The organism is Mycolicibacterium canariasense (assembly GCF_002101555.1).
Taxonomy (GTDB): domain Bacteria; phylum Actinomycetota; class Actinomycetes; order Mycobacteriales; family Mycobacteriaceae; genus Mycobacterium; species Mycobacterium canariasense.
On record NZ_LQOL01000052.1, the window covers coordinates 21,284 to 47,604 of the forward strand.

Here is a 26,321-nt window from a genome sequence, read left to right on the forward strand (position 1 = left end):
CCAAGGCTAGGCTTACCTCGTGCCGTCATCCGCTGTGCGCGGCCAGTCCCGTATCGCCGCGCCGGTGGCCGCCGTCGATGCTCACCAGGGCCGGCACCAGCTCGCTGGTGACCAGCCCGTGCCGGCCGGTCAACTCGTCGACGATATCGAAGCACGCTGCGATGCGTGCCGGGGTGTCCACCATCACCGTGGTCACCGGTACCCGGCGGCTGAGCTGAAACAGCTTGTCGCCGTGGGGTTCATGGTCACCGTGGAAGCCCCAGACGCCGCGCAGCACGGTCACCCCGCTGACCGCCCGGCGTTCCCGAAGTCGGGCGACCAGCGCCCGGTGTATCGGTACCTCGCCGTACGGCGCCATGGTGTTCTCGGCGGTGTGGATCATCAGTTTCTGGTACAGCGGCCGTCCTTCGGCATCGGTGGCGGGCAGCGGGTCCGGCGTCGCGAGCAGTCGGCCGTCCCGCTTGCACAACTGTGCCCGCTCCACCGTCATGGTGGCGCCGGGCACCAGCCGCTGTAGCTCGGGCACGGCGGCGGCCACCTGGTCGCCGGTGCCCGGGGCGATGATCATCACCGGGACATCGGTGTTGGCGCTGAAGAAGCGGGCCCGCCTGCGCTGGCCACCCGCGGTGCCGTCCACGCCGAGAAACACGGCAGCCCCGGCGAAGCCGTGCGCACGCAGGACGTCGCAGACGGCGCGATGGGACCCGGCGCGCGTGACGTACACGGTCAGTTTGGCGTGCTCGGGTGGTGGCGCACCGACCAGCTGCGCGCGCTCGAGGGTGACGATGCCCCGGCTGATCATCGTCACGGCCTGCTCGGCCAGTCCGGTGATCCGTTCGGCGCGGTCCACCGCGGCCACGGCGACCGGCAGGTCCTCCGAGAGCGACAGCGTCAGGTCGCTGCGCAGTTCGTGGCGAGGGCCATAGCCGGCGCTGCCGCGCAGCACCACGCTGTTGGCCACCCGGTGCGCTCCGAACAGGTCCAGCAGTTCGTCGGCGACGAAGCGGCGCTGCCCACGTAACCGCTCCCCGAAATACGCGGTGAGCTTGAGATACTCGGTGTTCACAGCGCGGCTCCCATCGTCTGGCCCAGCCACGCCGCCGCCAGCCCGAGCGCCACGCTGATCACGATATTGGCGATCGCCGGCGATATCTGGCGCTCCTCGCCCAGGCGTTGGGTCTCCAACATCCACGTCGAGAAGGTGGTGTACGCCCCGACGAACGCGGTGCCGGCCAGCAGCGCCGCGTCCGGGTTCAGCGCCAGCCCGCCGATGAAACCCAACAGCCAGGCGCCGCTGACGTTGACCGCCAACGTGCCCACCGGAAACGGCCGCGACACCCGCTGCTGCACGCGCTTGTCCACCACGAACCGGCATACCGCTCCGACGCCGCCGATCAGCGCGACCCCGATCCAGAGTGCGACGGTCGTCATCGGACCCGCGCTCGCCGCACCAGCGCGGTGGTGACGTGCATGGCGAGCAGCCCGACCGCGATGCCGGCCACGGTGTAGGCGGCGGCCAGCGCGTAGAACCGGTGCTCCAGCATGGCCACCGTCTCCACCTGCATGGTGGAGAACGTGGTGAGGCCCCCGCACAACCCGGTGCCCAGCAGCGGCCGGCGGTACGCCGATGTCGGCAACCGCTCCAGCAGGCGCGTGGTGAAGAACGCCAGCAGCACCGTGCCGACGATGTTCACGATGAACGTCGGCCACGGCCAGTGCCCGGGCGGCACCGCCAGGACGTGCCCGAGCCCCGCCCGGGCCAGCGTGCCCAGGGCCCCACCGGCGAACACGGCCGCCAGTTCGCGTCGGTCGAAGCCAGTCATGCCGCTCAGTATGTCGCCCGTTGCTCGCAACGTTATGTTGGGCACACCATGACGGCTGTGCGGATCTGTGTACTGGGCCCGATCCGTGCATGGGTGCATGGCGAGCAGGTTGATCTCGGTGGTCCCAAACAGCGGGCGGTGCTCGCCAGGCTGGTGCTGGCGCACGGTCAGGTGGTGTCGGTGGACCGGCTCATCGAAGACCTGTGGGAAGGGGAACCACCACCGAAGGCACTGGCCGCGCTGCAGGCATACATTTCTCACCTGCGCCGGGTGCTGGAACCTGGGCGGCAGCGCCGCGCCGCGGCCCAGGTGATCGTCAGTGCCGCACCGGGTTACTGCCTGCGGTTACCCGACGACGCCGTCGACATCTGGTCATTGGAAGCCAAAACCGTTGCGGCCGAATCGCGGTCGCACCAATTGGCGGATGTCCTCGCCGGGTGGGTCGCCGATCCGTACGTGGAGGTCGCCGATACGTTCTGGGCTGCGCCGGAGGTGGCCCGGCTGACCGATTTGCGGCTGTCGGCCGTGGAGTCCTACGCCGGCGCCCAGTCCGCACTCGGGCAGCACGCCGTCGTGGTGCGGCTGCTGGAATCGCACGTCCGCGACCATCCGGGCCGGGAGACCGCTGCGTGTCTGCTGGCCGCCGCGCACTACCGCGCCGGACGGCAGGTCGCCGCGTTGGAGGTGCTGCGCCGCGCCCGTGAGTACCTGACCGGCGAACTCGGCCTCGAGCCCGGCCGGGCACTGCGCGACCTGGAACGTGACATCCTGCGTCAGGCCGATCACCTCGAACCCATCGCTGTAGCTCCAGCCGTCCTGCCAGACCCCGCCGCGCCGGCGCCGACGATGTCCCGGACCCGTGGCCGCGCAGCCGAACTCGCCGCGATCACCTCGGCTGCCGCGGCGGCCTGCCGTGAAGGGCTGAAGGTGGTGTGGATCGGCGGTGAGGCCGGTGCGGGCAAGACCACGTTGGCCGACGCCGCCGCGGCGGCCCTGCGGCAGTCCGGGTGGGTGGTGACACTGGGGCGCTGCCCCGAGGTCGACGGTGCGCCGGCGGGCTGGGCCTGGACCGAGGTGCTCGGCACGTTCCGGGCCGGGCTGGACCCCACGGAGGCCGCGACGCTGGCACCGCTGCTACACGATGCCGCCGCAGCCGATGGTGGGGCCTTCTGGTTGGCGCACACCCTGGCCGACGTGCTCGGCCGGGCCGCGTCTGCGCAGCCGCTGGCCGTCGTGCTCGATGATCTGCACCGCACCGACGGCCTGACGCTGGAACTGCTGCGCCTGGTGTCCGACCGGCTCGCGGCGCACCCGGTGCTCGCGGTGGGCACCTATCGCCCGTCGGAATCCGGCGCCGAACTGGAGATGGCTCGCGCGGCGCTGGCCAATGCCACCGCCGCACACCTGCACCTCGCCGGACTGGACGACACGGCCCTCGTCGAACTGGCCACCGACTGCGGCCTGCCCGCGGTGACGGCAGAAACCCTGAAACTGTTGCGGGACAGGACGGATGGCAATCCGCTGTTCGTACGGGAGATGGCCCGGCTGATGGCTGCCGAGGGTCCCGCCGCCGCGTACGACGGGGTCCCGGCCGGCGTGCGTGACGTGGTGCGCCGCCGGCTGGCTCGGCTACCCGGGCAGACCGCCACCGCGCTGCGCCAGGCGGCGGTGCTCGGCCGCGAGGTCGAGCTGGATCTCTTGGAGGAGCTGGCGCACAGCGGCGACGAACTGCTCGACGCCCTGGAACCCGCGGTGCTGGCCGGCTTGCTCGACGAGCCGGCGCCGGGACGGATCAGGTTCGCGCACAGTCTGATCCGTGACACGCTGTATGACGACACCGCGCTGCTGCGTCGCACCCGGCTACACGCCGCCGCGCTGGACATGCTGCGCCGGCGCGGTGCCGACGCCGCCACGCTGGCCTACCACGCGGTGGCCGCCGCCACGGCCGAGACTGCCGATGCGGCGGCGGAGTTCGCCACCGCCGCCGCTCGTGAGGCCGACGCGGTGGGCGCCCCGGGTGAGGCCGCGCGGCAATGGCGGGCCGCGGTGCGGATGCTCGAGCTGGCCGGCGCGCAACCGCAGCGCGCCGTCCCCGCCCGCTGCGGTTTGATCTCCGCGTTGGCGCGTGCCGGTGACGCGATCTCGGCGCGCGTGGAGTTGAACCGGACCGTCACCGTCGCCGCGGACGATGCCGCCCTGCTGGTACAGGCGCTGACCGCACTGGACAGCCCGCTGGTGTGGCGGCTGCGCACCGGCGATCACATCGATCCGGTGATCGTGGAGCCGCTGCGCCGGTTGCTGACCCGTGAGCACCCGCCGCACCTGCGGGTGCGCCTGCTGATCACGTTGTTCAAAGAGGTGGAAGGCGCCGAGCACGCGACGGCGTTGACCGCCAGTGCCGAAGCCCTCCAGCTGGCCCGCGCGCTGTACGCGCAGGACCCGAACGCGCACGCCCGGCTGCTGTGCGCCGCCCTGAACGTCCGTGCCTTCGCTTGTCTGGGACCGGATCTGGCCGAGCAGCGGGACGCCGCATTCGGCGAGCTGCTGCGCACCGCCCAGGAGTGCGGTGCCGTCAACTATCAGGCCGTCGGGCACTGGCTGCTGTTCCTGGCGGCGTCGGGCCGTTCCGATCTGGCCGCGGCGCGGCACCACGTCGATCAGGCGGTGGCCCGCGCGGGCACCGGGCAGCTGGCGCATCTGTTGGGCGTGCTCGATGCCTACTCCGCGCAGCTGACGGTGCTGGCGGGCCGCCCGGACGAGGGCGAGGCCCGGTACGTGGCCGCCGGTGTCAGCCTTGCCGAACACGGCGTCGCCAACGGTGTGTTCGTCGGTCTGGTGGGACGGATCAGCGCCGCGCTCACCCGCGGTGATCTGGGGCCGATGGCCGACGAGCTGCTGGTGTTGCATCGCACCGTGTCGGCCACCATGGCCGACGGAACGGCGCTGGCCCTGATGGCGGTGGGCAGAACGGCCGAGGCGCGGGAGGTCTGGTCGCAGCGGGTCCCGCTCGAACGGTCCTATCACTGGGTGGCGTTGGCCACCCTGCGCGTGCATGCCGCGGTGCGGATGGGCGACCTTGAGGTGGCTCGCGCGGTGGCCGCGGAGCTGATGCCCTACAGCGGGCGGATGGCCGGCCTGGACAACGGCACCTTGTTGACCGGTCCGGTCGACGAGGCGCTGGCGGCGTTGGCCGAAGCCGACGGTGACACCGCCACGGCGGACCGCTATCGGGCTGCCGCCGCGGAGCTGACGCGCCGGCTGGCAGCCGAGGCGGCGGCCCTGCTCTAGCCGAAGACCCGGCGTTCGAAGCGATTGTGCCGTCGCATCATCAGTTTGACGAAGGCGATCAGCAACGGGTTGGCGCCGGCCGCGGCGTTGGCGAACTCCTCCGGGGTGGCCACCTTCATGACCCGCGGCCCGTCGAACGACATCTTGCCGGCGCGCTGCGCTGCCTTCTCGACGACCGCCCAGTCGGCTACCGACACGTGTTCGCGGATCACCGCGAACACCGCTCGCTCCTCATCGGCGATGTGCTCGCGCACCAACTGGTACAGGTCGGCGAGCGCGGCCGCCAGGGGCGCCGCGGTGGGCTGACCGGGCGCCGTCCGGAACGCGGTGGACAGCACTCGGATGCGATCCAACCGCGGGTCGAGTGCGGCATGGTCGTCGATGAGCTCGGACAGGTCGACGAAGTTGCCCGCCGACGCCGTGACGATCGGCCACAGCACCTCGTCCTCCACGGTGTGGTGGTGGTGGATGGAATCGCACAGCAAGCGGATGTAGCGATCGACGTCCTTGGGGTGTGAGCAGGTGTGGGTGCCTTGGGCGATGCCACCCAGCAGCGCGGCCATGCGCCCGACGTCGGCAATCATCGCGCGGTGCGCCATCGTGATACCGGACAGGTCGGGGACGGTGGTCTGTTGGGCTGATCGTGCGGAACTGTTCATGTCGGATACGTTGTCGCGCCGTACTTGTGACGCACTTGCGGCAGGCTTGCGGCAAGTAGGCAAGAATCGTGGGCATGGCTGCCAATCCACGTGCCGGTAAGCCGGCAGACCCGTCCGACCTGATCGATATCGCGCACGTGGTGACGGCGTATTACGCCATCGTGCCCGACCCCGAGGACATCGCGCAGCAGGTGGTGTTCGGGACGTCCGGGCACCGCGGCTCCAGTCTCGACGGGGCGTTCAACGAGGCGCATATCGTGGCCACCACCCAGGCCATCGTCGAGTACCGCGCCGCTCAGGGCACCACCGGCCCGCTGTTCATCGGTCGCGACACCCACGCGTTGTCCGAGCCGGCGTGGGCGTCGGCGCTGGAGGTGCTGGCCGCCAACGACGTGGTGGCGATGATCGACACCGCCGACCGCTACACGCCGACTCCGGTGGTCAGCCACGCCATCCTGACCTTCAACCGGGGCCGGGTGGGGGACCTGGCCGACGGCATCGTCGTAACCCCGTCGCACAACCCGCCCCGCGACGGCGGCTTCAAGTACAACCCGCCCAACGGCGGACCGGCCGACACCGATGCCACCGGGTGGATCGCCAAGCGCGCCAACGAGATTCTGCGCGGCGGCCTCAAGGACGTGAAGCGGGTGCCGCTGGCCCGGGCCCTGCAGAGCGCGCAGCATCACGACTACCTGAACACCTATGTCGAGGACCTGCCGAATGTGGTGGACCTGCACGCCATCCGTGCGCAGGGCATCCGGATCGGCGCCGACCCGCTCGGTGGGGCCAGCGTGGACTACTGGGGCGCCATCGCCGAGCGGCACCAGCTGGACCTGACGGTGGTCAACCCGCTGGTCGACGCCACCTGGCGGTTCATGACGCTGGATACCGACGGCAAGATCCGGATGGACTGCAGCTCGCCGAACGCGATGGCCTCACTGATCGCCAACCGTGACAAGTATCAGATCGCCACCGGTAATGACGCCGACTCCGACCGGCACGGCATCGTCACCCCCGACGGGGGGCTGCTCAACCCGAACCACTTCCTCGCGGTGGCCATCGACTACCTCTACACCCACCGGTCCGGCTGGTCCGCGGACACCGCGGTCGGCAAGACGGCGGTGAGTTCGTCGATCATCGACCGGGTGGTGGCCGGGCTGGGCCGCAAGCTGGTCGAGGTGCCGGTCGGCTTCAAGTGGTTCGTCGACGGATTGATCAGCGGCTCAATCGGTTTCGGGGGTGAGGAGAGCGCGGGGGCGTCGTTCCTGCGTACCGACGGCACCACCTGGACCACCGACAAGGACGGCATCATCCTGGCGCTGCTGGCCTCGGAGATCCTGGCGGTCACCGGGTCGACCCCGTCGCAGCGCTACGCGGAACTGGCCGACAAGTACGGAGCGCCGACCTACGCCCGCATCGACGCCCCCGCCGACCGGGAGCAGAAGGCGCGGCTGGCCAAGCTGTCGGCCGAGCAGGTCACCGCGACCGAACTGGCCGGTGAGCCGATCACTGCGAAGTTGACCACCGCACCCGGTAATGGCGCGGCCCTCGGCGGGCTGAAGGTGACCACCGACAACGCCTGGTTCGCTGCCCGGCCGTCGGGCACCGAGGATGTCTACAAGATCTACGCGGAGTCGTTCAAGGGAGCCGAACATCTTGCCGAGGTGCAGGAGGCGGCCAAGGAGCTGGTGAATACAGTCATCGGGTGAGTTCCGTTACGGAGGGCGACTGCGGACGCGAGGAGCAAACGGACAACTGTACGACGCGCCAGAAGGCCAAGCTGCCCGGTGAGGTTTGGGTACTGATCGCGGCCAACGCGGTGATCGCCCTCGGGTACGGCGTCGTCGCGCCGGTGTTGCCGCAGTACGCCCGCGACTTCGGCGTCAGCATCAGCGCCGCGACGTTCGTCATCACCGCCTTCGCGTTGATGCGGTTGTGCGCGGCGCCCGCCTCCGGCGTCTTCGTGCAGAAGCTGGGGGAGCGGCGGGTCTACCTGACCGGCCTGCTGATCGTCGCGGTGTCCACCGGGGCGTGCGCGTTCGCGCAGACCTATTGGCAGCTGCTGGTGTTCCGGTCGCTCGGCGGGTTCGGGTCGGCGATGTTCACGGTGTCTTCGCTCGGGCTGATGATCCGCATCTCACCGGAGGATGCCCGCGGCCGGGTGGCCGGGATGTTCTCCAGCGCGTTCCTGGTCGGGTCGGTCGGTGGGCCGGTGCTGGGGGCGTTGACCGCAGGGCTGGGGTTGTCCGCGCCGTTCGCCATCTACGGGGTGGCCCTGCTGGTGGCCGCCGCCGTGGTGTGGGTCAGCCTGCGGCATTCGCCGCTGGCGGCGCCCGCCGAGCGGGACGGGCCCACGGTGACGGTGCGGACCGTGCTGCGCAATCGCGCCTACCTGGCGGCGATGTTCTCCAACTTCGCCACCGGCTGGTCGGTGTTCGGGTTACGTGTCGCGTTGGTGCCGCTGTTCGTCACCGAGGTGCTCGACCAGGGTCCGCGGATGGCGGGGTTGGCGCTGGCGGTGTTCGCGATCGGCAATGTCGCGGCGGTGATTCCCAGCGGTCACCTGTCCGACCGGGTGGGCCGTCGGGTGCCGTTGATCACCGGGCTCGCGGTGTCCGGGGTGGCCACCCTGCTGGTCGGGCTGACGTCCTCGCTGACGTTGTTCATGGCGGCCGCGTTCGTGGCCGGGGCGGCTGCCGGGGTGTTCAGTTCGCCACAGCAGGCCGCGGTGGCCGACATCGTGGGGAGCAAGGCCCGGGCCGGAACCGCGGTGGCGGCCTACCAGATGATGGCCGATGTCGGCTCCATCATCGGATCGCTGGCTGTCGGGCAGATCGCCCAGTACGTGTCGTTCGGTTCGGCGTTCGTGATCAGCGGCGTCATCCTGCTGATCGCCGCGCTCGGGTGGGTTTTCGCGCCCGAGACCCGCGGGATGGCCGCGCAGGACCACACGCCGGCCCGCCCGTTGGGGCCGGAGGCGGGCGGTGAGCTCCCGTGACCAGCGGTTTTGAACCAGGGGTACGAGTGGTGTACTTTCGGTGAGCACAAGTTACGGGGCTATGGCGCAGTTGGTAGCGCACCACACTGGCAGTGTGGGGGTCAGGGGTTCGAATCCCCTTAGCTCCACGTTTGAGAAACCCGACTTGACACCGTACAAGTCGGGTTTCTTTTGTTTGCGGGGTGTGTGGCAGTCGGGTCGAAATGTCCTAACTCTGTCCTACCGCCGGGCTTTGTCCTTTCGGCGCAGAGAACACCGCCGACGCCGCGGTGAGTCGGTCATCGGTGACTCGGCCATACACCGCCTGGGTCATGCGCTCGGTATGCCCGTGCCAGGCAGCGACGACATCGGCGGCGACTCCCGCGGCTCGCATCCGGGAGATGTTTGAGTGGCGCAGCTTGCCGAGCGTGATCGCCTTGAGGCCGGCGGTCGTGCGCTGGGCGGTGAACTCGCGCGAGTATTCGCGCACCGGCAGGGGAGTGCCATCAGCCCGCGATAGTAGGAGGCTGGCATCCGCGAGCGGCCGGCCAATAGCCAAGCGCTCCCGCAGGTGGACGGTGCGCATTGCTTTCAGCATGCCCAGCTTCCGTGCGGGCACCGGGAGATCGCGGGCGCTGCGGTCGGTCTTGGGCGTGACGATGGTGTCGCGACCATTGACGTCGACTCGGGCCTGGCGGATGCGCAACACGCCCGCCTCTAGGTCGATGTCCGACCACCGCAGCCCGCCCACCTCCTCGCGGCGCAGGCCAAGTAGCGTCAGTGCAAAGCACCCTGCGAGGCGGTGCGTCGAGACGTGATCGAGAAACACGGACATTTGCGCGGGTGTCCAGATGTCATCGGCGGCCGTCGCGGTGATCGACTTCTGCTCAGGCGATTCGAGGTCGGTTGACGGGTCATACGGCAGCCAGCGCATCCGCTTCGCGTGCGCCATCACCGGCTTGAGCCGAACGATGGCGCGGCGCTTGGTGGCCGGCGCCAGTGGTTGGCCGCTCTTGCCTGCAAGCGCAGCTGACCAGTCGGCCAGTGCGGCCGGGGTTAGCTTTTGCACCTGGACTGCGCCGAAGGCGCTGGCGACGAACGATCGCAGCTCGAACTGCTTCTTGATGCTGGCGCGACTCCGCGCGGTCCCGCAGGAGCGCTATTGGACACTTTGGCCGGTGTTGTCGAGGTTGACGTTCTCGGTGTAACTGACGCGGCACTTCGGGAGCTTCCCGACGACGCCACGGGACGCCTTCATATCATGGCGCACAACTGGGCAGCAGCGACGGCATCCCCAATGTCGCTGCGGACGCCAGGATTCGCGCCGGTCACCGTGCGCGTCGCCGAGCCTGGGCCGCTCATCGCGATGAAGCTGCAATCACTGATGGACTGAGGCGCGGCCAAGGAGGCCAGCGACCTATTGGACATCGTACGGTTGGTGCTCGACCCGACTGCCGGTGCCGCTGCGCGACAACAACGTTCGGGCGCGGATCCGCAGTTGCGGGCTGATTGCCTGCTCTACGTGAAGCTTTGGCTGATTACTCACGCGAAACGGTCGCTAAGCCGCATCAGAAATATCCCGGAAGGCCAGGCGATGGCATTGGACGACATCGAGCTCACCGCAGAGCTCCTCCTCGCATCGGTACAGCCCTAGCGTCATTACTGCGCCGACTCCAACGGCGTCGTATCAGCACATCCCTCGCGCTGACGACAGTTTTGACGACAACGCTGACAACAGTTGCTGCCCCAAATACGTCGTCTACACGAGAATCTGCGCCCGTTCCGCCTGGTCGAGGAGTCTGCCCGGTCCTGGCAGTGTGGGGGTCAGGGGTTCGAATCCCTTAGCTCCCTCCACCGGACAGGGGCGTTCGCAGCCTCGACGATCGAGTGGGTCGTTAAAGGCCGACCGCCCTCGCTCACCATGGCGGCGACTTTCATTGGCAGACAGTCAAAGGGTGGTGAACTCGGATCGTCTGAACGGCCCGATAGTCATACCGTCTACAGTGCGTGTCATCCAATCGTCTACATCTCGATGTTTGTACGACGCCGCGCGCAATCGGTCCAATACTGTGTGCTACCGCTGGAAGGCCAACGGCCACGTTCGGTACACCACCGACCAGGCTGCCGCCATGAGCGAGGAGTGCCGAGCGAGAGCGAGCAGACGTCAGAGGAGCATGCTGGAACTGACTTCGACCGTCAGTGGGACGCGTTGGCGGCGTTGGTGTCTCCGCTTAAGGATGTAGACCTGCCATCTCTTGCCGTCGTCGCCATCGGGGTGGCGTCACTTGGTCTGGCAGATCTCGCCACCACGGTCAGCGACCTCAGGAGCTAGTCACGATGTGCTGCGACGCACGCCGGAATTCCGGCCGGTTTGGAGTCCGTGGGCCGCGGTCGCGGCGCCTTGCCCGGCTTTGCCCGGTCGGTTCGATCCCGTCGAATGAGGCTCTTTGACGGCCGAATTCTCTGTTGTGCGGTGTCGCCGCAGAAGATGTGCGTAACCTGAGTGAGGCCGTAGTGCCGCGGGCCTCGCCATACACCAGAACGACTTGCAGGGGCTGGTGGCCGATGCGGAGGAAAGGCGCAATGAATCGGCTGATACACGCATTGACCACTTCGGTGGATCCAGCGTCGCTGATGGTTCGCGTCGCCGAGCAAGCGTGCGCATTCATGGCCAACGCTGATGGTGCAGCCATCACCCTGCTTCGCGCCTCCGACAATGCCTACGTGACGGTGTCGGCCAGTGGCGTACTGGCGCCTGCCCTGGGCTTCGTGATCCCGAAGGACCGCAGTTTGCAGGGCGCCGCGGCCCGGGCGAAACAGCCGCTCTTCGTGAACGACGCGCCAACGGACAGCCGGTTGTCGCGGAAAGTCCGTGCGCTCAACAAACAGTGGGGTACTCGATCATGGGCCGTTATTCCGTTGATACACAATGGTGTAGCCACCGGCTCTCTGATGTTGGCCGCCGCGGCCCCGGGTGCCTTCACTGCAAAGGACATCGACCCGATGGTCGCGGTCAGCGACTTTGTTTCGGCATTGATCAGCAGCCAATCGGAGCTCTCGGCGCTGCTCACACATACGATCATCGACGGTCAAGACGGTGCGCGGGGAGCCTTCACGGCTCGGTTCGTCGCATCGGTGATGATGCCCGAGGCAGTCGAGACCGAGGGGCACCAGATCCGACTGGATGCGCTGCTCGCCCAACCCGACTTGTTTCGCGTGGCGTTCCAACCCATCGTGCATCTGGCGAGCGACAAGACGATCGCCTACGAAGGGCTGGTGCGCTTTCCCGTGTCGTCGGGGTTGACTCCGGCGCAGTGGTTCAGCACGGCGCGCCGCCTGGGGCGGGGCCTCGACCTGGAAGATGCCGCGCTGCGTGCCGTCTTGGCTGCCGCGCAGGGCATCCCGACCGATTGTCCGGTCGCGGTCAATCTGAGTCCGACCGCTGCACTGGAAGAGCCGATCCAGGACTTCTTGATAGCCCAAGACCGAGAATTGATCATTGAAATCACTGAGCACGAGCCGTTTCCCGACGACCTCGCTGTGGGCCTGAAGCGCCTGCGCGATCGGGGGATCGGCCTGGCGGTCGACGATGCCGGCGCCGGCTATGCGAGCTTTGCTCAATTACTGCGCCTTCGTCCTGACATCATCAAGATCGACGGTGAGCTGATTGCCGACATCGACAACGATCCGGCCAAGCGGGCCATAGCCACGGCGCTTGCCTCGCTGGGCGCCGAGATGGATGCGAGGATTGTCGCCGAAGCGGTGGAGACGTCCGGCCAGCTCCAGACCTTGATTCATCTCGGTATCGAGTGCGGCCAAGGCTTCCACCTCGGCATGCCACAACGCCTGGAGAAGCCATGCCATCGGAGATGGTTGTGATCAAGGGGGCCGGTGAGGCCACGGCCCGACGCGGCGGTTCGCATCTGGCACTGATCTGTCACCCCGACGCCGTCACCGCCGTCATCCTCGACGCAGCACGGTCGGTCGGCTGAGATGTGGGATACCCGCCGCGCGGCCAAGGCCGACCGGATACGGGCAGGCGCCGCGCACAGCGACGGCAAGCTGATTCGGCCGAGCGAGCTCACCGACTTCTTCCACGCCGTACTCCGCCCTGCGGACCGTGTCGCACTGGAGGGGGACAACCAGAAGCAGGCCGACTTCCTGTCCAGGACACTCGCCGAGTGTGATCCGACCCGAATCCACGGACTGCACATGCTGATTCCCTCGGTGTCGCGGCCTGAGCACCTCGATCTGTTCGAACGCGGCATCGCCGGCAGGCTCGACCTGTGCTACGCCGGCCCGCAGAGCGTGCGGATCGCGCAGCTCGTCGAAGACGGCACCGTGCACATCGGGGACATCCACACCTATGTCGAGTTGTATGCGCGGATGTTCGTCGACCTGATCCCTGATGTCGCGCTGCTGTGCGCATCTGCTGCCGACGAGCACGGCAACCTCTACACCGGACCCAATACCGAAGACACCCCAACGATCGCCGAAGCGGCGGCGTTCCGTGACGGCATCGTGATCGTGCAGGCCGACGAAATCGTCGCCACCGACAGCCTCGCACGGGTCGACATTCCGGCCGACTGGGTCGACTTCGTGGTGCAGGCCGATCGTCCGTTCTTCCTGGAACCGTTGTTCACCCGCGACCCGCGGCACATCGGAGACGTGGAGATCCTCACGGCAATGATCGCGCTACGCGGTGTCTACGAACGCCACGAGGTCGTGTCACTCAACCACGGGGTCGGATTCGACACCGCGGCAATCGAACTCATCATTCCAACCTATGGTGAGCGCCTCGGCTTGAAGGGCCGGATAGCCAAACACTGGGTGCTGAACCCGCACCCGACGCTGATTCCCGCGATCGAATCGGGCTGGGTGGAGTCGGTCCACAGCTTCGGCGGTGAGTCCGGGATGAACGACTACGTCGCCGCCCGCCCCGACGTGTTCTTCACCGGTGCCGACGGCTCGCTGCGGTCCAACCGCGCGCTGGCCCAACTTGCCGGGCAATATGCCATCGACATGTTCATCGGATCGTCGCTGCAGATCGACCGAGACGGGAATTCCTCGACGGTCACCGACGGGCGGATCTCGGGCTTCGGCGGCGCACCGAACATGGGTCATGATCCGCACGGCCGCCGGCACGCCTCACCGGCATGGCTCAATCTGGCCCACGGTGAGGGCAGTAGCCGGCGCGGCCGCAAACTCGTGGTCCAGATGGTCCAAACCTTCCGTGCCAGTGGCGTTCCCACCTTCGTCGAGGAACTCGACGCCGTCGACGTCGGACAACAGGCCGGCCTCGCCATGCCGCCGGTGATGATCTACGGCGACGACGTTTCCCACGTCGTCACCGAGGAAGGCGTGGCCTATCTCTACAAAGCCCACTCGCTCGCCGACCGCCGCGCCGCGCTGGCGGCGATCGCCGGCGTGACACCGATCGGCAGGGCAGCCGATACGAAACGCACCGAAGCGCTGCGCCGAGACGGCCTGGTTGCCTTCCCCCAGGATCTCCAGGTGGAAACCAGGTTGGCCAACCGGTCACTGCTGGCGGCACGCAGCATCGCCGACCTGGTCGCCTGGTCCGGCGGACTCTACGAACCGCCCTCCCAATTCAGGGATTGGTGACCCGTGCCCACCGCGACAATCAACCGAGCAGTTCACTTGGCGAAACTTGCGAGTGATGCCCTCGTCGGTGAGGCGGAGCTGACACCGAAACCGGGCTTGGTGGACCGGCGAGGGTCGGGTGCCCATACCGACATGGATCTGGACATGTTGCACGCCGCGATCGAATCGCTGCACCTGCCCTTCGTCGAATGCGCAACGGCTGCAATGGAGTTGGGAATGGGTGCCGACTTGCGTGCGACCCTCGGCGAGATCGGGCGAGCCGGTGAAGCCCGGATGCTCGAGGCGACCGGCGGGGTGAACACGCATCGCGGCGCGCTGTGGGCGCTGGGACTGCTGTGCGCCGGGGCAGCGTTGGCCGGTGACGCCGTCACCAATGCCGCACGGCTGGCCCGCACGGCCGACCCCGCCGTCACGCCGGCACAAAGTCCATCGCATGGCGAGCTGGCGCGGCGCCGCTACCGGGTCGGCGGTGCTGTCGGACAGGCGCAGAACGGTTTTCCTGCGGTGCACCGGTACGCACTGCCCATGTTGTCGGCAACTCGCGCCGAGGGCGGCACCGAGGACACGGCACGGGTGGATGCGCTGTTGGCCCTGATCGCCCACGTCGACGACACCTGCGTGCTGCACCGGGACGGCTGGGCCGGGCTGCGCGCGATCCAATCGGCGGCCTCGGCGACGTTGACTGCCGGGGGATACCGCACACCGGCCGGACGGATCCGTTTCACCGAACTCGACGACCTCTGCCTGCGCCGGCGCATCTCTCCCGGCGGCAGCGCCGACCTGCTGGCGGTAACGCTGTTCCTCGACGAGCTCGCAGACCGAAAGAGCGCCGAATGCACACCATGACCTTTCACTATCCGGCCGCAGACGCCGCGGCACGGGCCGCTCACGTCGGTGTGGTCGCATCCGGAGATCTGGAAATCCTGCTGCAACCACCGGCCGGTGAAGAGCCGGGCGATCGCGCCACGGTTCGGGTCCGGACCAGTGTCGACGGGTTCGACACCGTCTGGCGTGCCGCCCTGGACCGTTTCTTCGGGCACACCGCGTTGGCCGGCCGCTGGGAACTCAACGACTTCGGTGCCACTCCGGCGGTCGTGACTTTGCGACTGCGACAAGCCGCGGAGGCCGCGATAGCATGACCGGCCTGCTCATCGACGAGTCCTGGCGAGAGTTGTTGCGGCGACGCAGCTTCATCGAACTCGGCGCCCTGGGCCGTGCCAGCGCGCTGCTTGATCCCGGCACGGCACGGGTGCTCGCCGGTCCCTTCGACCGGTTGGAATCACCGTGGTTGGCGCCGCAGGGCATCACCCCCCAGGCCGACGATGGGACCGTCATCGCGCGTGGCACGGTCGACGGAAAGCCCGTTGTGGTCGCCGCGATCGAACAAGGCTTCCAGGGCGGCGGCACCGGTGAGGTGTCCGGCGCCAAAATCTCGCAGGCACTCCTGCAAGCCGCAAACGACTCCCGCAACGGCGTGCCGACCGCCGCGGTGATACTCCTCGAGACCGGCGGAGTACGGCTTCAGGAGGCAAACCTGGGGCTCAACGCGGTCGCCGAAATCTGCTCGGCGGTACTGGATCTGCGGCCCTTGGCGCCGGTGATCGGCATCATCGCGGGCACGGTCGGCTCATTCGGCGGGATGAGTATCGCTGCGGGACTGTGTACCCGTCTGATCGTCACGCCGCACGCCCGCATCGGCCTCAACGGTCCCGCCGTCATCGAACAGGAAGCCGGTGTCGATGAATTCGATTCCAGCGATCACGCATTGATCTGGGCTGTCGACGGTGGTGAGCGGAGGTATGCGGCCGGCTTGGCCGACGCGTTGGTGCCCGACGACGCCGACCGGATCCGTGCTGCGCTGATCGACGCCCTGGCTGCCGGGGTACCCGAACCGGGGCGGCATCGCAGTGAACAGGTGGACGCACTGGCGGCCCGACTGGGTGCGCTGAATCCGAGCGCCCCGGCCCAGGCCGACGCCGGCACCGCGAGCAGGCGGGGCCTGACATGGCTGCAGGGCCTCTCCGGGGTTGACGCGGAACCGGTTGTGCCCTCGGTCGTGTCGGCTGATGTGGCGGGGGCACGCTACCTGGCGGTGGTACCCGACCGTGACAACCGCTTCTACCGGGCTCGGCAGGGTCAGGTAGGTCTCACCGAATCACTGGCGCTCGCGCAGAGCATCAGAAATCTGATCGGCGAGGATGCCTCGGCAGACGTCAAACGCGCGCTTGTCGCCGTCGTCGACGTTCCCAGCCAGGCCTACGGTCGCAATGAGGAAATTGCCGGCTTGCACCAGGCGATGGCTGCAGCCACCGACGCGTACCATGCGGCAAGGGTCGCCGGGCACCCGGTCGTTGCCGTCGTGGTCGGTACCGCGCTGTCCGGGGGCTTTCTGACCCACGGCCTGCAGGCCAATCAGATTCTGGCCCTGAGTCACCCGAGCGTGGAGATCCACGCCATGCACAAGCAAGCCGCAGCGCGGATCACCCGGCGCACCGTCGAGGAGCTCGAGCAATTGGGCTCCACGATCCTGCCCATGAGCTACCGAATCACCGACTGGGCCAAACTGGGCTACTGCGACGGCCTCCTTCATGTCGAGGACCCGGACACGCCCACCGGCATTGACATCGCGACCGTGCGCGCCGCCATCGACGCCGCCATCGCCCGCGCCCGCAACGCCCCGCGCGATTTGTCGAATCGGCTCGAATCGGAGGCGGCGCGCGTCACCCGACAAGCCTCCCGTCGGGTACGTGATCTCATTGCTCAGCAATGGGATTCACCGTGAACCCACACGACCTGCTGCAATGTTCGGCCACGCCGGTGTTGCCGCCCGCGGCGCCGGACTGGGTCCACGACGCGTTGGAGGCCACGCCATGGGTGGTGGTCCGCCGAGCCCGCGCCAGACCGGGGCGGATCGCCGTCGGAGTTCGCGGACCGACACGTTCGGCGCGCTTCCCCTTCCAGATGAGCACCGAGGATGCCATCGCGGTGGTGACCCCCGAGGAATTGGCCCGCCGGAGAGTCGCACCCGACCGGCCCGCCTTACGCGCGTTGGAATTGATCGGGCCGGTGCTCGACGAAGCCGGGGTGGCGTGGGGGCCGACCGGCAGCGTGGGCTTTGAACTGGCCACCCACGTCCGAACCGTCACCGCGGACAGTGATCTCGATCTGATCATCCGGATGCCGCGGCCGACCCAACTGGCCGTAGCCGACGAAGCGGTGCGGGCTTCGGCCGTCCGTATCGACTGCCAGGTGGAGACGCAGCTGGGGGCGGTCGCGCTGGCCGAACTCACCGGTGGCACAACGGAAGTTTTGCTCCGCACCGCCGACGGTCCCCGGCTGATCGCTCGCACCGACGTGATCGCGTGAACCTGGCGCTGCTGTTTCCCGGCCAGGGTTCCCAGCAGCCGGATATGCTGCACACCTTGCCCGCGAGTCCCGCAATCACTGCCACCTTGGCGCAGTCGCCCACCGGCATCGACAGTGCCGCTGCGTTGGCCTCGACCGCGAACACCCAACGTGCGCTGCTCGTCGCCGGTGTTGCGTGCGCCCGGGCCTTGGTCGACGATTACGGGCTCACACCGCAATTCGTCGCCGGCCATTCGGCCGGTGCCTTCGCCGCAGCCGTGACGGCGGGAGTGCTGACCCTGTCGGAGGCACTGGAGGTCGTTGCTGTACGCGGGCGCGCGATGGAGGAAGCGTGCGCCGGCGGCGAGTGGGGGATGGCCGCGGTGACCGGCCTGCCCGAGCGGACGGCCCGGCAGCTCGTCGCGCGGATCGCGACCGAGGAGGATCCGCTCTGGGTGGCGAACATCAACGGTGCCACCCAGACCGTGGTCAGCGGCAGCACCCGCGCGTTGCAGCGGATGGCCGCGGCGGCTGACACCGCCGGCGCAACCGATTACCGGCGACTGGCCGTCACGGTGGCCTCGCACTGCCCGCTGCAACAGGCGACGGCGACGGAACTGGCCCGCCGTCTCGCCGATGTACCCCGCAGGACGCCGACGGCGCACTATCTCACCAACACCGGCGGACGTGCGGTGCTGAGCGCGGACGCTGTCCTCGAAGACCTGGCCGCCGCGGTGGCCCGCCCGGTGTGCTGGTACGACGCGATGCGGTTGTTGCCCGAGCTCGGCGTCACCTGCGCGGTCGAGGCTCGGCCCGGTGACATCCTGACCCGGCTGCTGGCGTCCACGGCGCCGGGGATCGAGGCGCTATCCCTGCAGGATCACTCGCTGGCATCCGCGGCATATCGGGCCCGCGGTACGAGGGGCCCGCTGTGACACATGTGCCGCGGAGCAACGCCGAACGACTCCTGGTTGTTGCCGATGCGCAGTGGCTGAAGGCCGAGTAGATTTCGACTGTCCCGATCGCATACGAATTAGGAACGCGCGCACTCAATATCGCTCGTGGTCGCGATCGGCGGTGACGGTGGGCCGCGTGGGCGTAGACTGGCGCCTACCGGTGGTTCCTGCACACGTGACCGAGTCGAGTCGTGTCGCCCCGGTCGAAGTGTCCGGCGGTGCATCCGCCAAGAACGGACCGTCGTCATGACGTCGCATCAGACCCGTAAGAATGACCCCGATCATGTTGTTCCCGTGGAGACACCACGGCTTCGTTTGAAGCCGAAAGCGCCGACGGCCGGGCGGGCGGACGGGGCGTGGTGGCCGCACAGCGGCGACCTGACCGCGGAACTTCCAGATCTGTTGGCCGTCCTGTCGGTTCGTCTCGGCAGAATCGAGCGGGTGCTTTACAACGTGAATGAATGGGCCACGCCGCCGCGCAAGCTGTTCACAGGTGGCCGGTCGGTGCGCCTCGACGGCTATCAGCGTCAACCCGTCGACACCATCGAGGTTCTCGGATTGGACGCCGGTCGGCTGGTGCTTGAGGTGATTCCGGCGGGCGAGCAACCGGAATCGGCGCATCGCAAGTTGATGGCGGCGGCATCACGCTGAATCCCGAGCCGTCCCGCGCGAGCAGGTGGGCGCGCTCATCGCGGTGACGCTAAGCTCAGCGCGATCAGGGCACGGACGTGGCAGAGCCGACACGCCGCGGCCAGAGCGCGTCACTCGAGCACAGATCGGCGGAGACCATCAGCACCCTCATCCGCGAGGTGGGCGCCCACCTCGACGTGGACATCACCGAGCCGGCTGCCCTGGAGTTCCAGATCGCCGTGGCCCCACACCCGGGCGCCCAGATATCTGAGTCGCTGACGTTCGTCCTGAACGGGCAAACAGTCTTCGCCACCGAGATCACCGGCGTACACGGCAATCGGATCCACAAGCTCGACGTCGGGGTCGGCAGTCTTACCGTCGACTACGGCGCGACCATCACCGGTCACAGCGAGCCGGCCCCGGTCACCGACTACGACCTGTCGCAGTACCTGCGGCCGAGCCGCTACGCCGAGTCGGACAAATTCTTCGGTTTCGCCGGGCACGAGTTCGGCCGATATACCGACACCGCAATGCTATTGGAGACGATTTCGTCGTGGGTCGGGGCGCGGTTGAGCTATGTGCCGGGCAGCAGCGACCCCATCGACGGGGCCGAGGACACGTTGCTGGCTGGGGCGGGCGTATGCCGGGACTACGCGCACCTTGTCGTCGCCCTGCTGCGGGCGGTCAATGTCCCGGCCCGCGTCGTCGCGGTGTACGCACCGGGCTGCGTACCCATGGACTTCCATGCCGTCGCGGAAGCCTTCGTGAACGGCCGGTGGTACGTCGTCGACGCCACCTACCTGGCGCCACGGCAGACGTTGGTCCGCATCGCGACCGGACGCGACGCCGCCGACACGGCTTTCCTGGACAATCACGGCGGCTCCATCACCCTCACCAACATCGTCGTCACCGCGACCACCAATCAACCGCTGCCGTTCGACGCGCACGACGCGTTGATCTCGCTCAGCTGACCACCACACCCGTCGGCTCCTCCGACACCGTGCACCAACCGCGCGGCGCACCGAACGTTGCTGCCGCTCACTTCGTGCGTGATTAGAAGGGGCCGCTGCGGGGTATACGAGTGTTGTCGCTGTCGTCAATAACCAAGGAGCCCACGGTGATCGTCCTCGGCATCGTCCTCATCGCGATCGGCTATCTGCTGCCGGTCCCCGCCATCATCGCCACCATCGGCTGGATCGTCCTGGTCGTCGGCCTGGTGCTGCTGGTGCTCGGCCAGGTCGGGCGCCCCGTCGGCGGGCGCAAAGTCTGGTACTAGCGCCTGATCCGGCATATCCACCCGGTGCCCCCGACCCCTCGGCCGGGGGCACCGGCCTGTCGAGATGGTTACCGCTCAACGGATTTGGCTGCCGCCGGGCTGTACCGACCAGACGAGGCCGATGACGTCGTCGACCGCGACGGTCCCGGACGCCGGGTCACCGGTGCACAGCACGCCACGCTCGACATGAGCCTGAACGTGGGCGCAGTAAACGCGCGAATCGGCCGAATGCGTGCGGTTGTCGCCCATCACCCACAGCCTGCCCGCCGGCACCGTGACCGGACCGAAAGCACTGCCCAGACAGGGCAGCAGGGCCGGATCCACTTCCAGGGCGGTCTTGTCCAGGTAGGGCTGAGCAATCGGGGTGCCGTCCACCGTGACGCCGGTTTCCATCCGGCATTCGACGGTTTGCCCGCCCACCGCGATGACCCGCGTCACGATCGCGTGGTCATCCGGCGCCCCCAACCCGAACAGCGCCAGCGCGTCCTGCGCCCCGCGCAGCACCGGATTGGCGGACCGGGGCGACGGATAGCCGACGTTCCAGTGCGCCGGTGCGCGCAGCACCACGATGTCGCCGGGTCGGGGTGGGTGACTGCGGTAGGCGAGCTTGTTCACGACGACGCGGTCATCGGGCTTGACCGTTGGCGCCATCGCCACCGACGGGATCCGGTACTCCTGTCCGACGAATGCCAGGACCAGAGCCCAACCCGCGAGCAACAGTGCCACGATGAGCGTCCCGGCGAGCGCCACCACACGCAGGATCCGTCTCCCGCGCACGCGTGTCGCCCGCGAAGCTGACATGAGCGCCGTGCCCCCTTACTCGGAGTCCTGCCGCTCAGGGTAGGCGTCGTAAGCGCCGCCGACTGATCGGCCGGCGTGGCCAGCCGTGTGCCCTGGTCCGACGAGCTCCTCGGTTAGGTTAGCCTGCACTGCATGGGAGTTGCAGGTGTCGTCGCCGAGGTCAGCGAAATCGGTCCACGTCTGCGGCGTGTGGTGTTCGAGGTCCCGGAGATCGAGGTGCTGGGACTGCCGGACGTCGGTGACGCCGCGGTAGGCATCTACTTCCCGTCACCGGGGCTATCCGTTCCGGACGCCGAGGCCGAGGGCCGCAATTACACCGTGCGCCACGTCGACGGCAGGTACCTCACCTGCGACTTCGTCCTGCACGACACAGGGCTGGCCACCCGCTGGGTACGACGCGCCGCCCCCGGCCTGCGGGTCCGCCTCGACCACGCGCGCAGCTGGTACCGGCCTGAGCCGGCCGGTGCCTGGCAGCTACTGGTCGCCGATCTGTCCGGACTCCCTGCGCTGGCCCGGATTCTGGAGGAACTTCCCCAGGGCGCCGCCGCCACCGCAATCGTCGAGGTCGCCGACGAGGATGACCTGACCTATGTGCCCGCCCGGCCCGATGTCCCGGTGGTGGTCACCGCGGGCACCGGAAACGGTCACGCGCCCAGCGCTCTGCCCGACCTGGTCCGTGCACACCCCCATCCCGCCGGCCGCGGATACTGCTGGTTTGCCGGGGAGGCGCAGGCCACCCGGGTGGTCCGTAAGTATCTGCGCAGTGAATGCGGCTGGGTCGCCGACCAGTACGACATCGTCGGGTATTGGCGGTTCGACTCCGAGACCTGGGACCGCAGATACGAGGCGGTCAGCACGGAGGTGGAGGCGATCTACGAGCGGGCACTCGCCGCGGGCAAAGGCGAGAAGATCGCCGCCGAGGAGTACGACCTCGCACTCGAACGCGCCGGCCTGTAGGCATCGGTAGCCGATGGCGATCGCTACCGCCCAACCCGACCTCACCGCAGCGGCGCACCGGCGTCTGACCGGCTTACTGGTCTGTATTGCGCTTCTCGTCCTGGCGTGTGTGCTCAGCCTGGCCGTCGGCACCCAGACCGTGGGTCTGGCGACGGTCTGGCAGGCCGTCACCGACTACAGCGACACCGGCAACGAATGGATCGTGCACGAACTGCGCATTCCACGCACCGTCCTCGGCGTCGTCGTCGGCATCGCGCTGGGACTCAGTGGTGCGCTCATCCAAGGCATCACCCGTAACCCGTTGGCGGACAGCCAGATCCTGGGTATCGAGTCGGTGGCGGGTCTGTTCGTGGTGTCCGCGATCGCGCTGCTGGGCTTGCATTCGCTGTCGAGCTACATCTGGTTCGGCTTTCTCGGCGCGTTCGTGGCGATGCTGGCGGTCTACGCGGTGGCCGCGTCGGGACGGATGACGGCCACACCGGTGCGGATGCTGCTGGCCGGCGTCGCAGTGGGTGCCGTCGCCGACGGGGTCTCGTTCTCCATCCGGCTGCACTACCCGCGCGCCTTCGACTCGATGCGGTTCTGGGATGCCGGTGCCCTCGACGGCAGGCCGATGGAGGTGGCGGTGACCGTCGCGCCGTTCGTGGTGCTCGGCGCTGCGCTGTGCCTCTATGTCAGTCGGGGGCTCAACGCCGTCGCGCTGGGGGATGATCTTGCGGTGGCCATGGGCGGCAACGTGGTTCGGACCCGGGTCCTGGGGCTGGTGGGCGTGACGCTGCTGGCCGGCGCGGCCACCGCCGCGGCCGGACCGATCGGCTTCGTCGGATTGATGGTGCCGCACGCGGTGCGCTGGTTCACCGGGCCGGACTGGCGATGGATCTGTGCCTACTGCGTGTTCGCGGCGCCGGCACTGCTTCTCGCGGCCGATGTGGTCGGACGGGTGGTGGTACCCCCGGGCGAGTTGCCCGCCGGCATCGTGACCGCTTTCATCGGGGCGCCGGTCCTGATCTGGCTGGTTCGCCGGACGACGGCGAGTGGCCTGTGAGCGGGCTCGATCCCGTCGATTTCGGGCGCAGGCAGCTGGTGCTGCGCCGTGAACCGGCATTATCACTGCGGGCCTCGTGGCGCAGCGTCACGGTGCTGTCGGGGCTCGGGTTCGGCGCGCTGATCCTGGCGGTGCTCGCGCTGGGCGTGGGGGAGTATCCGGTGTCGCCCGCCGAGGTGATCGATGTACTGACCGGCCGCGAGCAGGGCTTCGTCAGTGTCCTGGTGCTGCAGTGGCGAATGCCCAGGATCGTGCTCGCGCTGGTGATCGGCGCGGCACTGGGCATGTCGGGAGCCATCTTTCAGGCGTTGACCCGCAATCCGCTGGGCAGCCCCGACGTCATCGGGTTCAACTTCGGCGCCTACACCGGCGCGCTGGTGGCCATCGGAGCGTTCGGCGGCGGGTACTACCTCACCGCGCTCGGCGGGGTGATCGGTGGGCTGCTGACCGCCGTGGTGGTGTACCTGCTGGCCTACCGGCAGGGGGTGGCGGGGTTCCGGCTCATCATCGTCGGTATCGGTGTGGGGGCCATGCTGAGTTCGCTGAACCAGTGGATCATCCTCAAAATCAAACTGCACCAGGCGATCACGGCCGCCATCTGGCAGCAGGGCACCCTCAGCGGACTGCACTGGGAACAGGCGATCCCGGTGCTGGTATGCGTCGCGATCGTCATCGCCATCCTGGTGCCGATCGGCCCGCAGCTGCCGATCCTGCAGATGGGCGACGACGCGGCGGGCGGACTCGGCGTGCGGCCCGAGCGGGCCAGGGTCGCCTACTTCGGAGTCGGTGTCCTGCTCATCGCCGTGGCCACCGCGGCGGCGGGACCCATCTCGTTCGTCGCGCTGGCGGCACCCCAACTGGCCCGCCGGGTCGCCGGAACGCCGGGCGTGGGGCTGGTCTCCTCGGCGGTGATGGGGGCGTTCTTACTGTTGTCCAGCGACCTCCTGGCCCTGAGAATCTTTGCCCCGGCTGAACTTCCGGTAGGGGCGGTCACCGTGGTGGCCGGTGGGGTGTATCTGATCTGGCTGCTGGTGGTGCAGGCCCGGAAGGGACAGTGACATGACTGAGTTGGGCGCGCGTGGCTTGTCGTTGGGGTATGGCGACCGCCGCATCGTGGACGGGTTGACCGTCGACATCGCCGAGGGCGCCATCACCGCGATTGTCGGACCGAATGCCTGCGGCAAGTCGACGTTGTTGCGTGGGCTGGCCCGACTGCTGCGCCCGGTCGGGGGACAGGTGATCCTCGACGGGGCCGACATCACCGGTCTACGCACCAGGGACGTCGCCCGCAAACTCGGGCTGTTGCCGCAATCCTCCATCGCGCCGGAAGGCATCACGGTCGCAGATCTGGTGACGCGGGGCCGTTTTCCGCACCAGCGGGCGCTGCGGCAGTACTCGAAGCGGGACCAACACGTCGTCGCCGAGGCGATGGCCGCCACCGGTATCACCGCGATCGCCGGCCGGCCGGTGGACGAACTGTCCGGTGGCCAGCGTCAACGGGTGTGGGTATCGATGGTGCTGGCCCAGGAGACGCCGCTCATCCTGCTCGACGAGCCGACCACGTATCTGGACATCGCCCACCAGATCGAACTTCTGGATCTGTTCGTGGAGTTGAACGCCGCCCAGGGGCGCACCATCGTCGCGGTGCTGCATGACCTCAACCACGCCTGCCGGTTCGCCGATCGGGTCATCGCGATGAAGGCTGGGGCAATTGTGGCTCAAGGTGATCCAGCAGAGGTGGTCACCGCCGAACTGGTCGAGAACGTCTACGGGTTGAAGTGTCAGATCATCGACGACCCGCAGACGGGGACGCCGCTGGTGATTCCCCGGGCGTCGGCTCGCGACAGGGAGCGGGCGAACGCCCGGGGTATAACCTAGGAATTCGAGAGGTCGGCGACCGGCTTACCGGTCAGGGCGTTGCTCAGTTCCGGGGTGAGCACGTTCAACGCATACAGCAGTGCCTCCGGTCCGCTGTAGGTGAGCGCGCCGCTGAGTGTGGAATCGGAACCCGCGTACAGGGTGCGCCCGTCCTGCACGACCTTGAGTCTGCTGAACGCGGGCGAACCGGCGACCTGTTCCTTGGTGAGGCCGTTGACGAACAGCACGTCGCCCTCGAGCAGGGCCAGCTTCTCGTCGGACACATCACCGGTGTCATGCTGAGCCTTGAATCCCAGGGCGTCGAACAGCTGGCGGCGCGGATCGCCGGCCGGGAGCAGGTACTGCGAGTTCAGCTCGGTGGTGTAATCGGCGACCAGCGTCTTGCCCGCGAATTCGGGATGAGAGGTTTTGGTCTCGCTGATCTTGGAGTTGACCTTGTCGACCAATCCCTGGGCCTGCGTCTGCTTACCCAGGGCCTTGCCGATGGTCAGAAGCTGGACATCCCAGGGTGTCTCCTCGTCGGGGTATTTGTCCGACTGCACGACCGTGGGCGCGATTTGCGACAGTTGGTCGTAGGTTTTCTTGTCGATGGTCTCGTAGATGGCGAAGATGACGTCCGGCTTTGCCTTGGCGATGGCCTCGAAGTTGATCTCGTCACCGGGGATCACCGGCACGCCCTTACCGTCGGTCGCCGCCTTCACCCACGGGAAGTCGTTGTAATTGTCGAAGAAGCTGCGGGTACCGACAGGTACCACGCCGAGGGCCAACACATCGTCCTGGTCATTCCAGCCGACGGTGACCACTCGTTGCGCGTGTGCGGACACCTTTGTCTCGCCGAACTTGTGCTCAATCGCAATGGTTTCCGCCGCAGCCGAGGTGCTCGCGGCGGCGGAGTCGTTCTTGGCAGTGGTCCCGCCGCAGCCGGCGAGAAGTACAGCGGTGACCAGGAGGGCGCAGGTACGGCCGAGGGCCGAACCAACATTTGTAAGCGGCATTAGGTTAGGTTAACCTACGCTTCGCGCCTAACCGTCAGTTGGGTACAAACTAACTTAACAACCGCT

General features: G+C 68.0%; 27 protein-coding genes and 1 tRNA gene. 21 read left to right on the plus strand and 7 right to left on the minus strand.

Annotation, left to right across the window (positions count from 1 at the left end; genetic code table 11):
- Nucleotides 1–25: 25 nt before the first annotated feature.
- The 3 genes from AWB94_RS16185 to crcB (AWB94_RS16195) are packed head-to-tail and all read right to left on the minus strand — an operon-like array spanning nt 26 to nt 1,823.
- Nucleotides 26–1,066, minus strand: a complete 1,041-nt coding sequence (locus AWB94_RS16185) for a putative PII-like signaling protein (protein WP_062656200.1) — start codon at nt 1,064–1,066, stop codon at nt 26–28.
- On the minus strand, nt 1,063–1,431 hold the full coding sequence (gene crcB / locus AWB94_RS16190; RefSeq protein ID WP_062656201.1) for a fluoride efflux transporter CrcB: 369 nt from the start codon (nt 1,429–1,431) through the stop codon (nt 1,063–1,065). The genes AWB94_RS16185 and crcB (AWB94_RS16190) overlap by 4 nt, the downstream gene beginning before the upstream one ends.
- Nucleotides 1,428–1,823, minus strand: coding sequence for a fluoride efflux transporter CrcB (gene crcB, locus AWB94_RS16195; RefSeq protein ID WP_062656202.1), 396 nt, complete (start codon nt 1,821–1,823; stop codon nt 1,428–1,430). The genes crcB (AWB94_RS16190) and crcB (AWB94_RS16195) overlap by 4 nt, the downstream gene beginning before the upstream one ends.
- Before the next feature lie 48 nt (nt 1,824–1,871).
- Between crcB (AWB94_RS16195) and AWB94_RS16200 the strand changes: the two genes are divergently transcribed.
- Nucleotides 1,872–5,111, plus strand: coding sequence for an ATP-binding protein (locus AWB94_RS16200; RefSeq protein WP_062656203.1), 3,240 nt, complete (start codon nt 1,872–1,874; stop codon nt 5,109–5,111).
- Here the strand turns inward: AWB94_RS16200 and AWB94_RS16205 are convergent.
- Nucleotides 5,108–5,770 carry a hemerythrin domain-containing protein gene (locus AWB94_RS16205; RefSeq protein ID WP_062656204.1) on the minus strand — a complete coding sequence of 221 codons (663 nt, stop codon included), beginning with the start codon at nt 5,768–5,770 and terminating at the stop codon, nt 5,108–5,110. The two genes, AWB94_RS16200 and AWB94_RS16205, sit on opposite strands and share 4 nt — an antisense overlap.
- 74 nt (nt 5,771–5,844) lie before the next feature.
- On the opposite strand from AWB94_RS16205, the gene pgm reads away from it, so the two are divergent.
- From pgm to AWB94_RS16220, 3 genes are all read left to right on the plus strand, one after another.
- Nucleotides 5,845–7,479, plus strand: a complete 1,635-nt coding sequence (gene pgm / locus AWB94_RS16210; RefSeq protein WP_062656205.1) for a phosphoglucomutase (alpha-D-glucose-1,6-bisphosphate-dependent) — start codon at nt 5,845–5,847, stop codon at nt 7,477–7,479.
- Nucleotides 7,476–8,768, plus strand: coding sequence for an MFS transporter (locus AWB94_RS16215; RefSeq protein ID WP_062656206.1), 1,293 nt, complete (start codon nt 7,476–7,478; stop codon nt 8,766–8,768). Before pgm ends, AWB94_RS16215 begins: the two co-directional genes overlap by 4 nt.
- A gap of 55 nt (nt 8,769–8,823) precedes the next feature.
- Nucleotides 8,824–8,896 (plus strand) — tRNA-Ala (locus AWB94_RS16220).
- Nucleotides 8,897–8,976: 80 nt separating this feature from the next.
- Here the strand turns inward: AWB94_RS16220 and AWB94_RS16225 are convergent.
- Nucleotides 8,977–9,816 carry a tyrosine-type recombinase/integrase gene (locus AWB94_RS16225; RefSeq protein WP_234811757.1) on the minus strand — a complete coding sequence of 280 codons (840 nt, stop codon included), beginning with the start codon at nt 9,814–9,816 and terminating at the stop codon, nt 8,977–8,979.
- Nucleotides 9,817–9,909: 93 nt separating this feature from the next.
- Between AWB94_RS16225 and AWB94_RS34650 the strand changes: the two genes are divergently transcribed.
- The 13 genes from AWB94_RS34650 (at nt 9,910) to AWB94_RS35150 (ending at nt 20,579) form a co-directional block, all read left to right on the plus strand.
- Entirely contained in the window at nt 9,910–10,140 is a 231-nt protein-coding gene (locus AWB94_RS34650; protein ID WP_131805257.1) for a hypothetical protein, read from the plus strand.
- Between the two features lie 45 nt (nt 10,141–10,185).
- A complete protein-coding gene (locus AWB94_RS16230; RefSeq protein ID WP_131805258.1) occupies nt 10,186–10,401 on the plus strand; it encodes a hypothetical protein in 216 nt (71 codons plus the stop codon).
- 929 nt (nt 10,402–11,330) lie between these two features.
- On the plus strand, nt 11,331–12,626 hold the full coding sequence (locus AWB94_RS16240; protein ID WP_062656209.1) for a sensor domain-containing phosphodiesterase: 1,296 nt from the start codon (nt 11,331–11,333) through the stop codon (nt 12,624–12,626).
- Nucleotides 12,617–12,739 carry a hypothetical protein gene (locus AWB94_RS36130; RefSeq protein WP_264021041.1) on the plus strand — a complete coding sequence of 41 codons (123 nt, stop codon included), beginning with the start codon at nt 12,617–12,619 and terminating at the stop codon, nt 12,737–12,739. The genes AWB94_RS16240 and AWB94_RS36130 overlap by 10 nt, the downstream gene beginning before the upstream one ends.
- A 1-nt stretch (nt 12,740) precedes the next feature.
- On the plus strand, nt 12,741–14,372 hold the full coding sequence (gene mdcA, locus AWB94_RS16245; protein WP_062656210.1) for a malonate decarboxylase subunit alpha: 1,632 nt from the start codon (nt 12,741–12,743) through the stop codon (nt 14,370–14,372).
- A gap of 3 nt (nt 14,373–14,375) precedes the next feature.
- Nucleotides 14,376–15,218, plus strand: coding sequence for a triphosphoribosyl-dephospho-CoA synthase (locus AWB94_RS16250; RefSeq protein WP_062656211.1), 843 nt, complete (start codon nt 14,376–14,378; stop codon nt 15,216–15,218).
- Complete coding sequence (gene mdcC, locus AWB94_RS16255; RefSeq protein ID WP_062656212.1) at nt 15,206–15,511, plus strand: malonate decarboxylase acyl carrier protein; 306 nt, start codon at nt 15,206–15,208, stop codon at nt 15,509–15,511. The genes AWB94_RS16250 and mdcC overlap by 13 nt, the downstream gene beginning before the upstream one ends.
- On the plus strand, nt 15,508–17,154 hold the full coding sequence (mdcD, locus tag AWB94_RS16260; protein WP_062656213.1) for a biotin-independent malonate decarboxylase subunit beta: 1,647 nt from the start codon (nt 15,508–15,510) through the stop codon (nt 17,152–17,154). Before mdcC ends, mdcD begins: the two co-directional genes overlap by 4 nt.
- Entirely contained in the window at nt 17,151–17,738 is a 588-nt protein-coding gene (locus AWB94_RS16265; RefSeq protein ID WP_165605301.1) for a malonate decarboxylase holo-ACP synthase, read from the plus strand. Before mdcD ends, AWB94_RS16265 begins: the two co-directional genes overlap by 4 nt.
- Nucleotides 17,735–18,652 carry an ACP S-malonyltransferase gene (locus AWB94_RS16270; protein ID WP_062656215.1) on the plus strand — a complete coding sequence of 306 codons (918 nt, stop codon included), beginning with the start codon at nt 17,735–17,737 and terminating at the stop codon, nt 18,650–18,652. Before AWB94_RS16265 ends, AWB94_RS16270 begins: the two co-directional genes overlap by 4 nt.
- 267 nt (nt 18,653–18,919) lie before the next feature.
- Nucleotides 18,920–19,324 carry a DUF5994 family protein gene (locus AWB94_RS16275; protein WP_084395085.1) on the plus strand — a complete coding sequence of 135 codons (405 nt, stop codon included), beginning with the start codon at nt 18,920–18,922 and terminating at the stop codon, nt 19,322–19,324.
- Between the two features lie 158 nt (nt 19,325–19,482).
- Nucleotides 19,483–20,274: a transglutaminase-like domain-containing protein gene (locus AWB94_RS16280; RefSeq protein ID WP_084395116.1), complete on the plus strand. Its 792-nt coding sequence runs from the start codon at nt 19,483–19,485 to the stop codon at nt 20,272–20,274.
- Nucleotides 20,275–20,420: 146 nt separating this feature from the next.
- Nucleotides 20,421–20,579, plus strand: a complete 159-nt coding sequence (locus tag AWB94_RS35150) for a DUF6131 family protein (RefSeq protein ID WP_165605302.1) — start codon at nt 20,421–20,423, stop codon at nt 20,577–20,579.
- Between the two features lie 75 nt (nt 20,580–20,654).
- Here AWB94_RS35150 and lepB read toward each other — a convergent pair whose 3' ends face one another.
- Nucleotides 20,655–21,329 carry a signal peptidase I gene (lepB, locus tag AWB94_RS16285; RefSeq protein WP_165605303.1) on the minus strand — a complete coding sequence of 225 codons (675 nt, stop codon included), beginning with the start codon at nt 21,327–21,329 and terminating at the stop codon, nt 20,655–20,657.
- A gap of 183 nt (nt 21,330–21,512) precedes the next feature.
- Here lepB and AWB94_RS16290 point away from each other — a divergent pair, with 183 nt between their 5' ends.
- From AWB94_RS16290 to AWB94_RS16305, 4 genes are read left to right on the plus strand one after another with little or no spacing between them, the layout of a single operon-like run.
- Nucleotides 21,513–22,337: a siderophore-interacting protein gene (locus AWB94_RS16290; protein ID WP_062656218.1), complete on the plus strand. Its 825-nt coding sequence runs from the start codon at nt 21,513–21,515 to the stop codon at nt 22,335–22,337.
- 13 nt (nt 22,338–22,350) lie between these two features.
- On the plus strand, nt 22,351–23,382 hold the full coding sequence (locus tag AWB94_RS16295) for an iron chelate uptake ABC transporter family permease subunit (RefSeq protein ID WP_062656219.1): 1,032 nt from the start codon (nt 22,351–22,353) through the stop codon (nt 23,380–23,382).
- Entirely contained in the window at nt 23,379–24,440 is a 1,062-nt protein-coding gene (locus AWB94_RS16300) for a FecCD family ABC transporter permease (RefSeq protein WP_062656220.1), read from the plus strand. The genes AWB94_RS16295 and AWB94_RS16300 overlap by 4 nt, the downstream gene beginning before the upstream one ends.
- A 1-nt stretch (nt 24,441) precedes the next feature.
- Entirely contained in the window at nt 24,442–25,260 is an 819-nt protein-coding gene (locus AWB94_RS16305; protein ID WP_062656221.1) for an ABC transporter ATP-binding protein, read from the plus strand.
- Here AWB94_RS16305 and AWB94_RS16310 read toward each other — a convergent pair.
- Complete coding sequence (locus AWB94_RS16310) at nt 25,257–26,255, minus strand: iron-siderophore ABC transporter substrate-binding protein (protein WP_084395087.1); 999 nt, start codon at nt 26,253–26,255, stop codon at nt 25,257–25,259. The two genes, AWB94_RS16305 and AWB94_RS16310, sit on opposite strands and share 4 nt — an antisense overlap.
- Between the last annotated feature and the right edge of the window lie 66 nt (nt 26,256–26,321).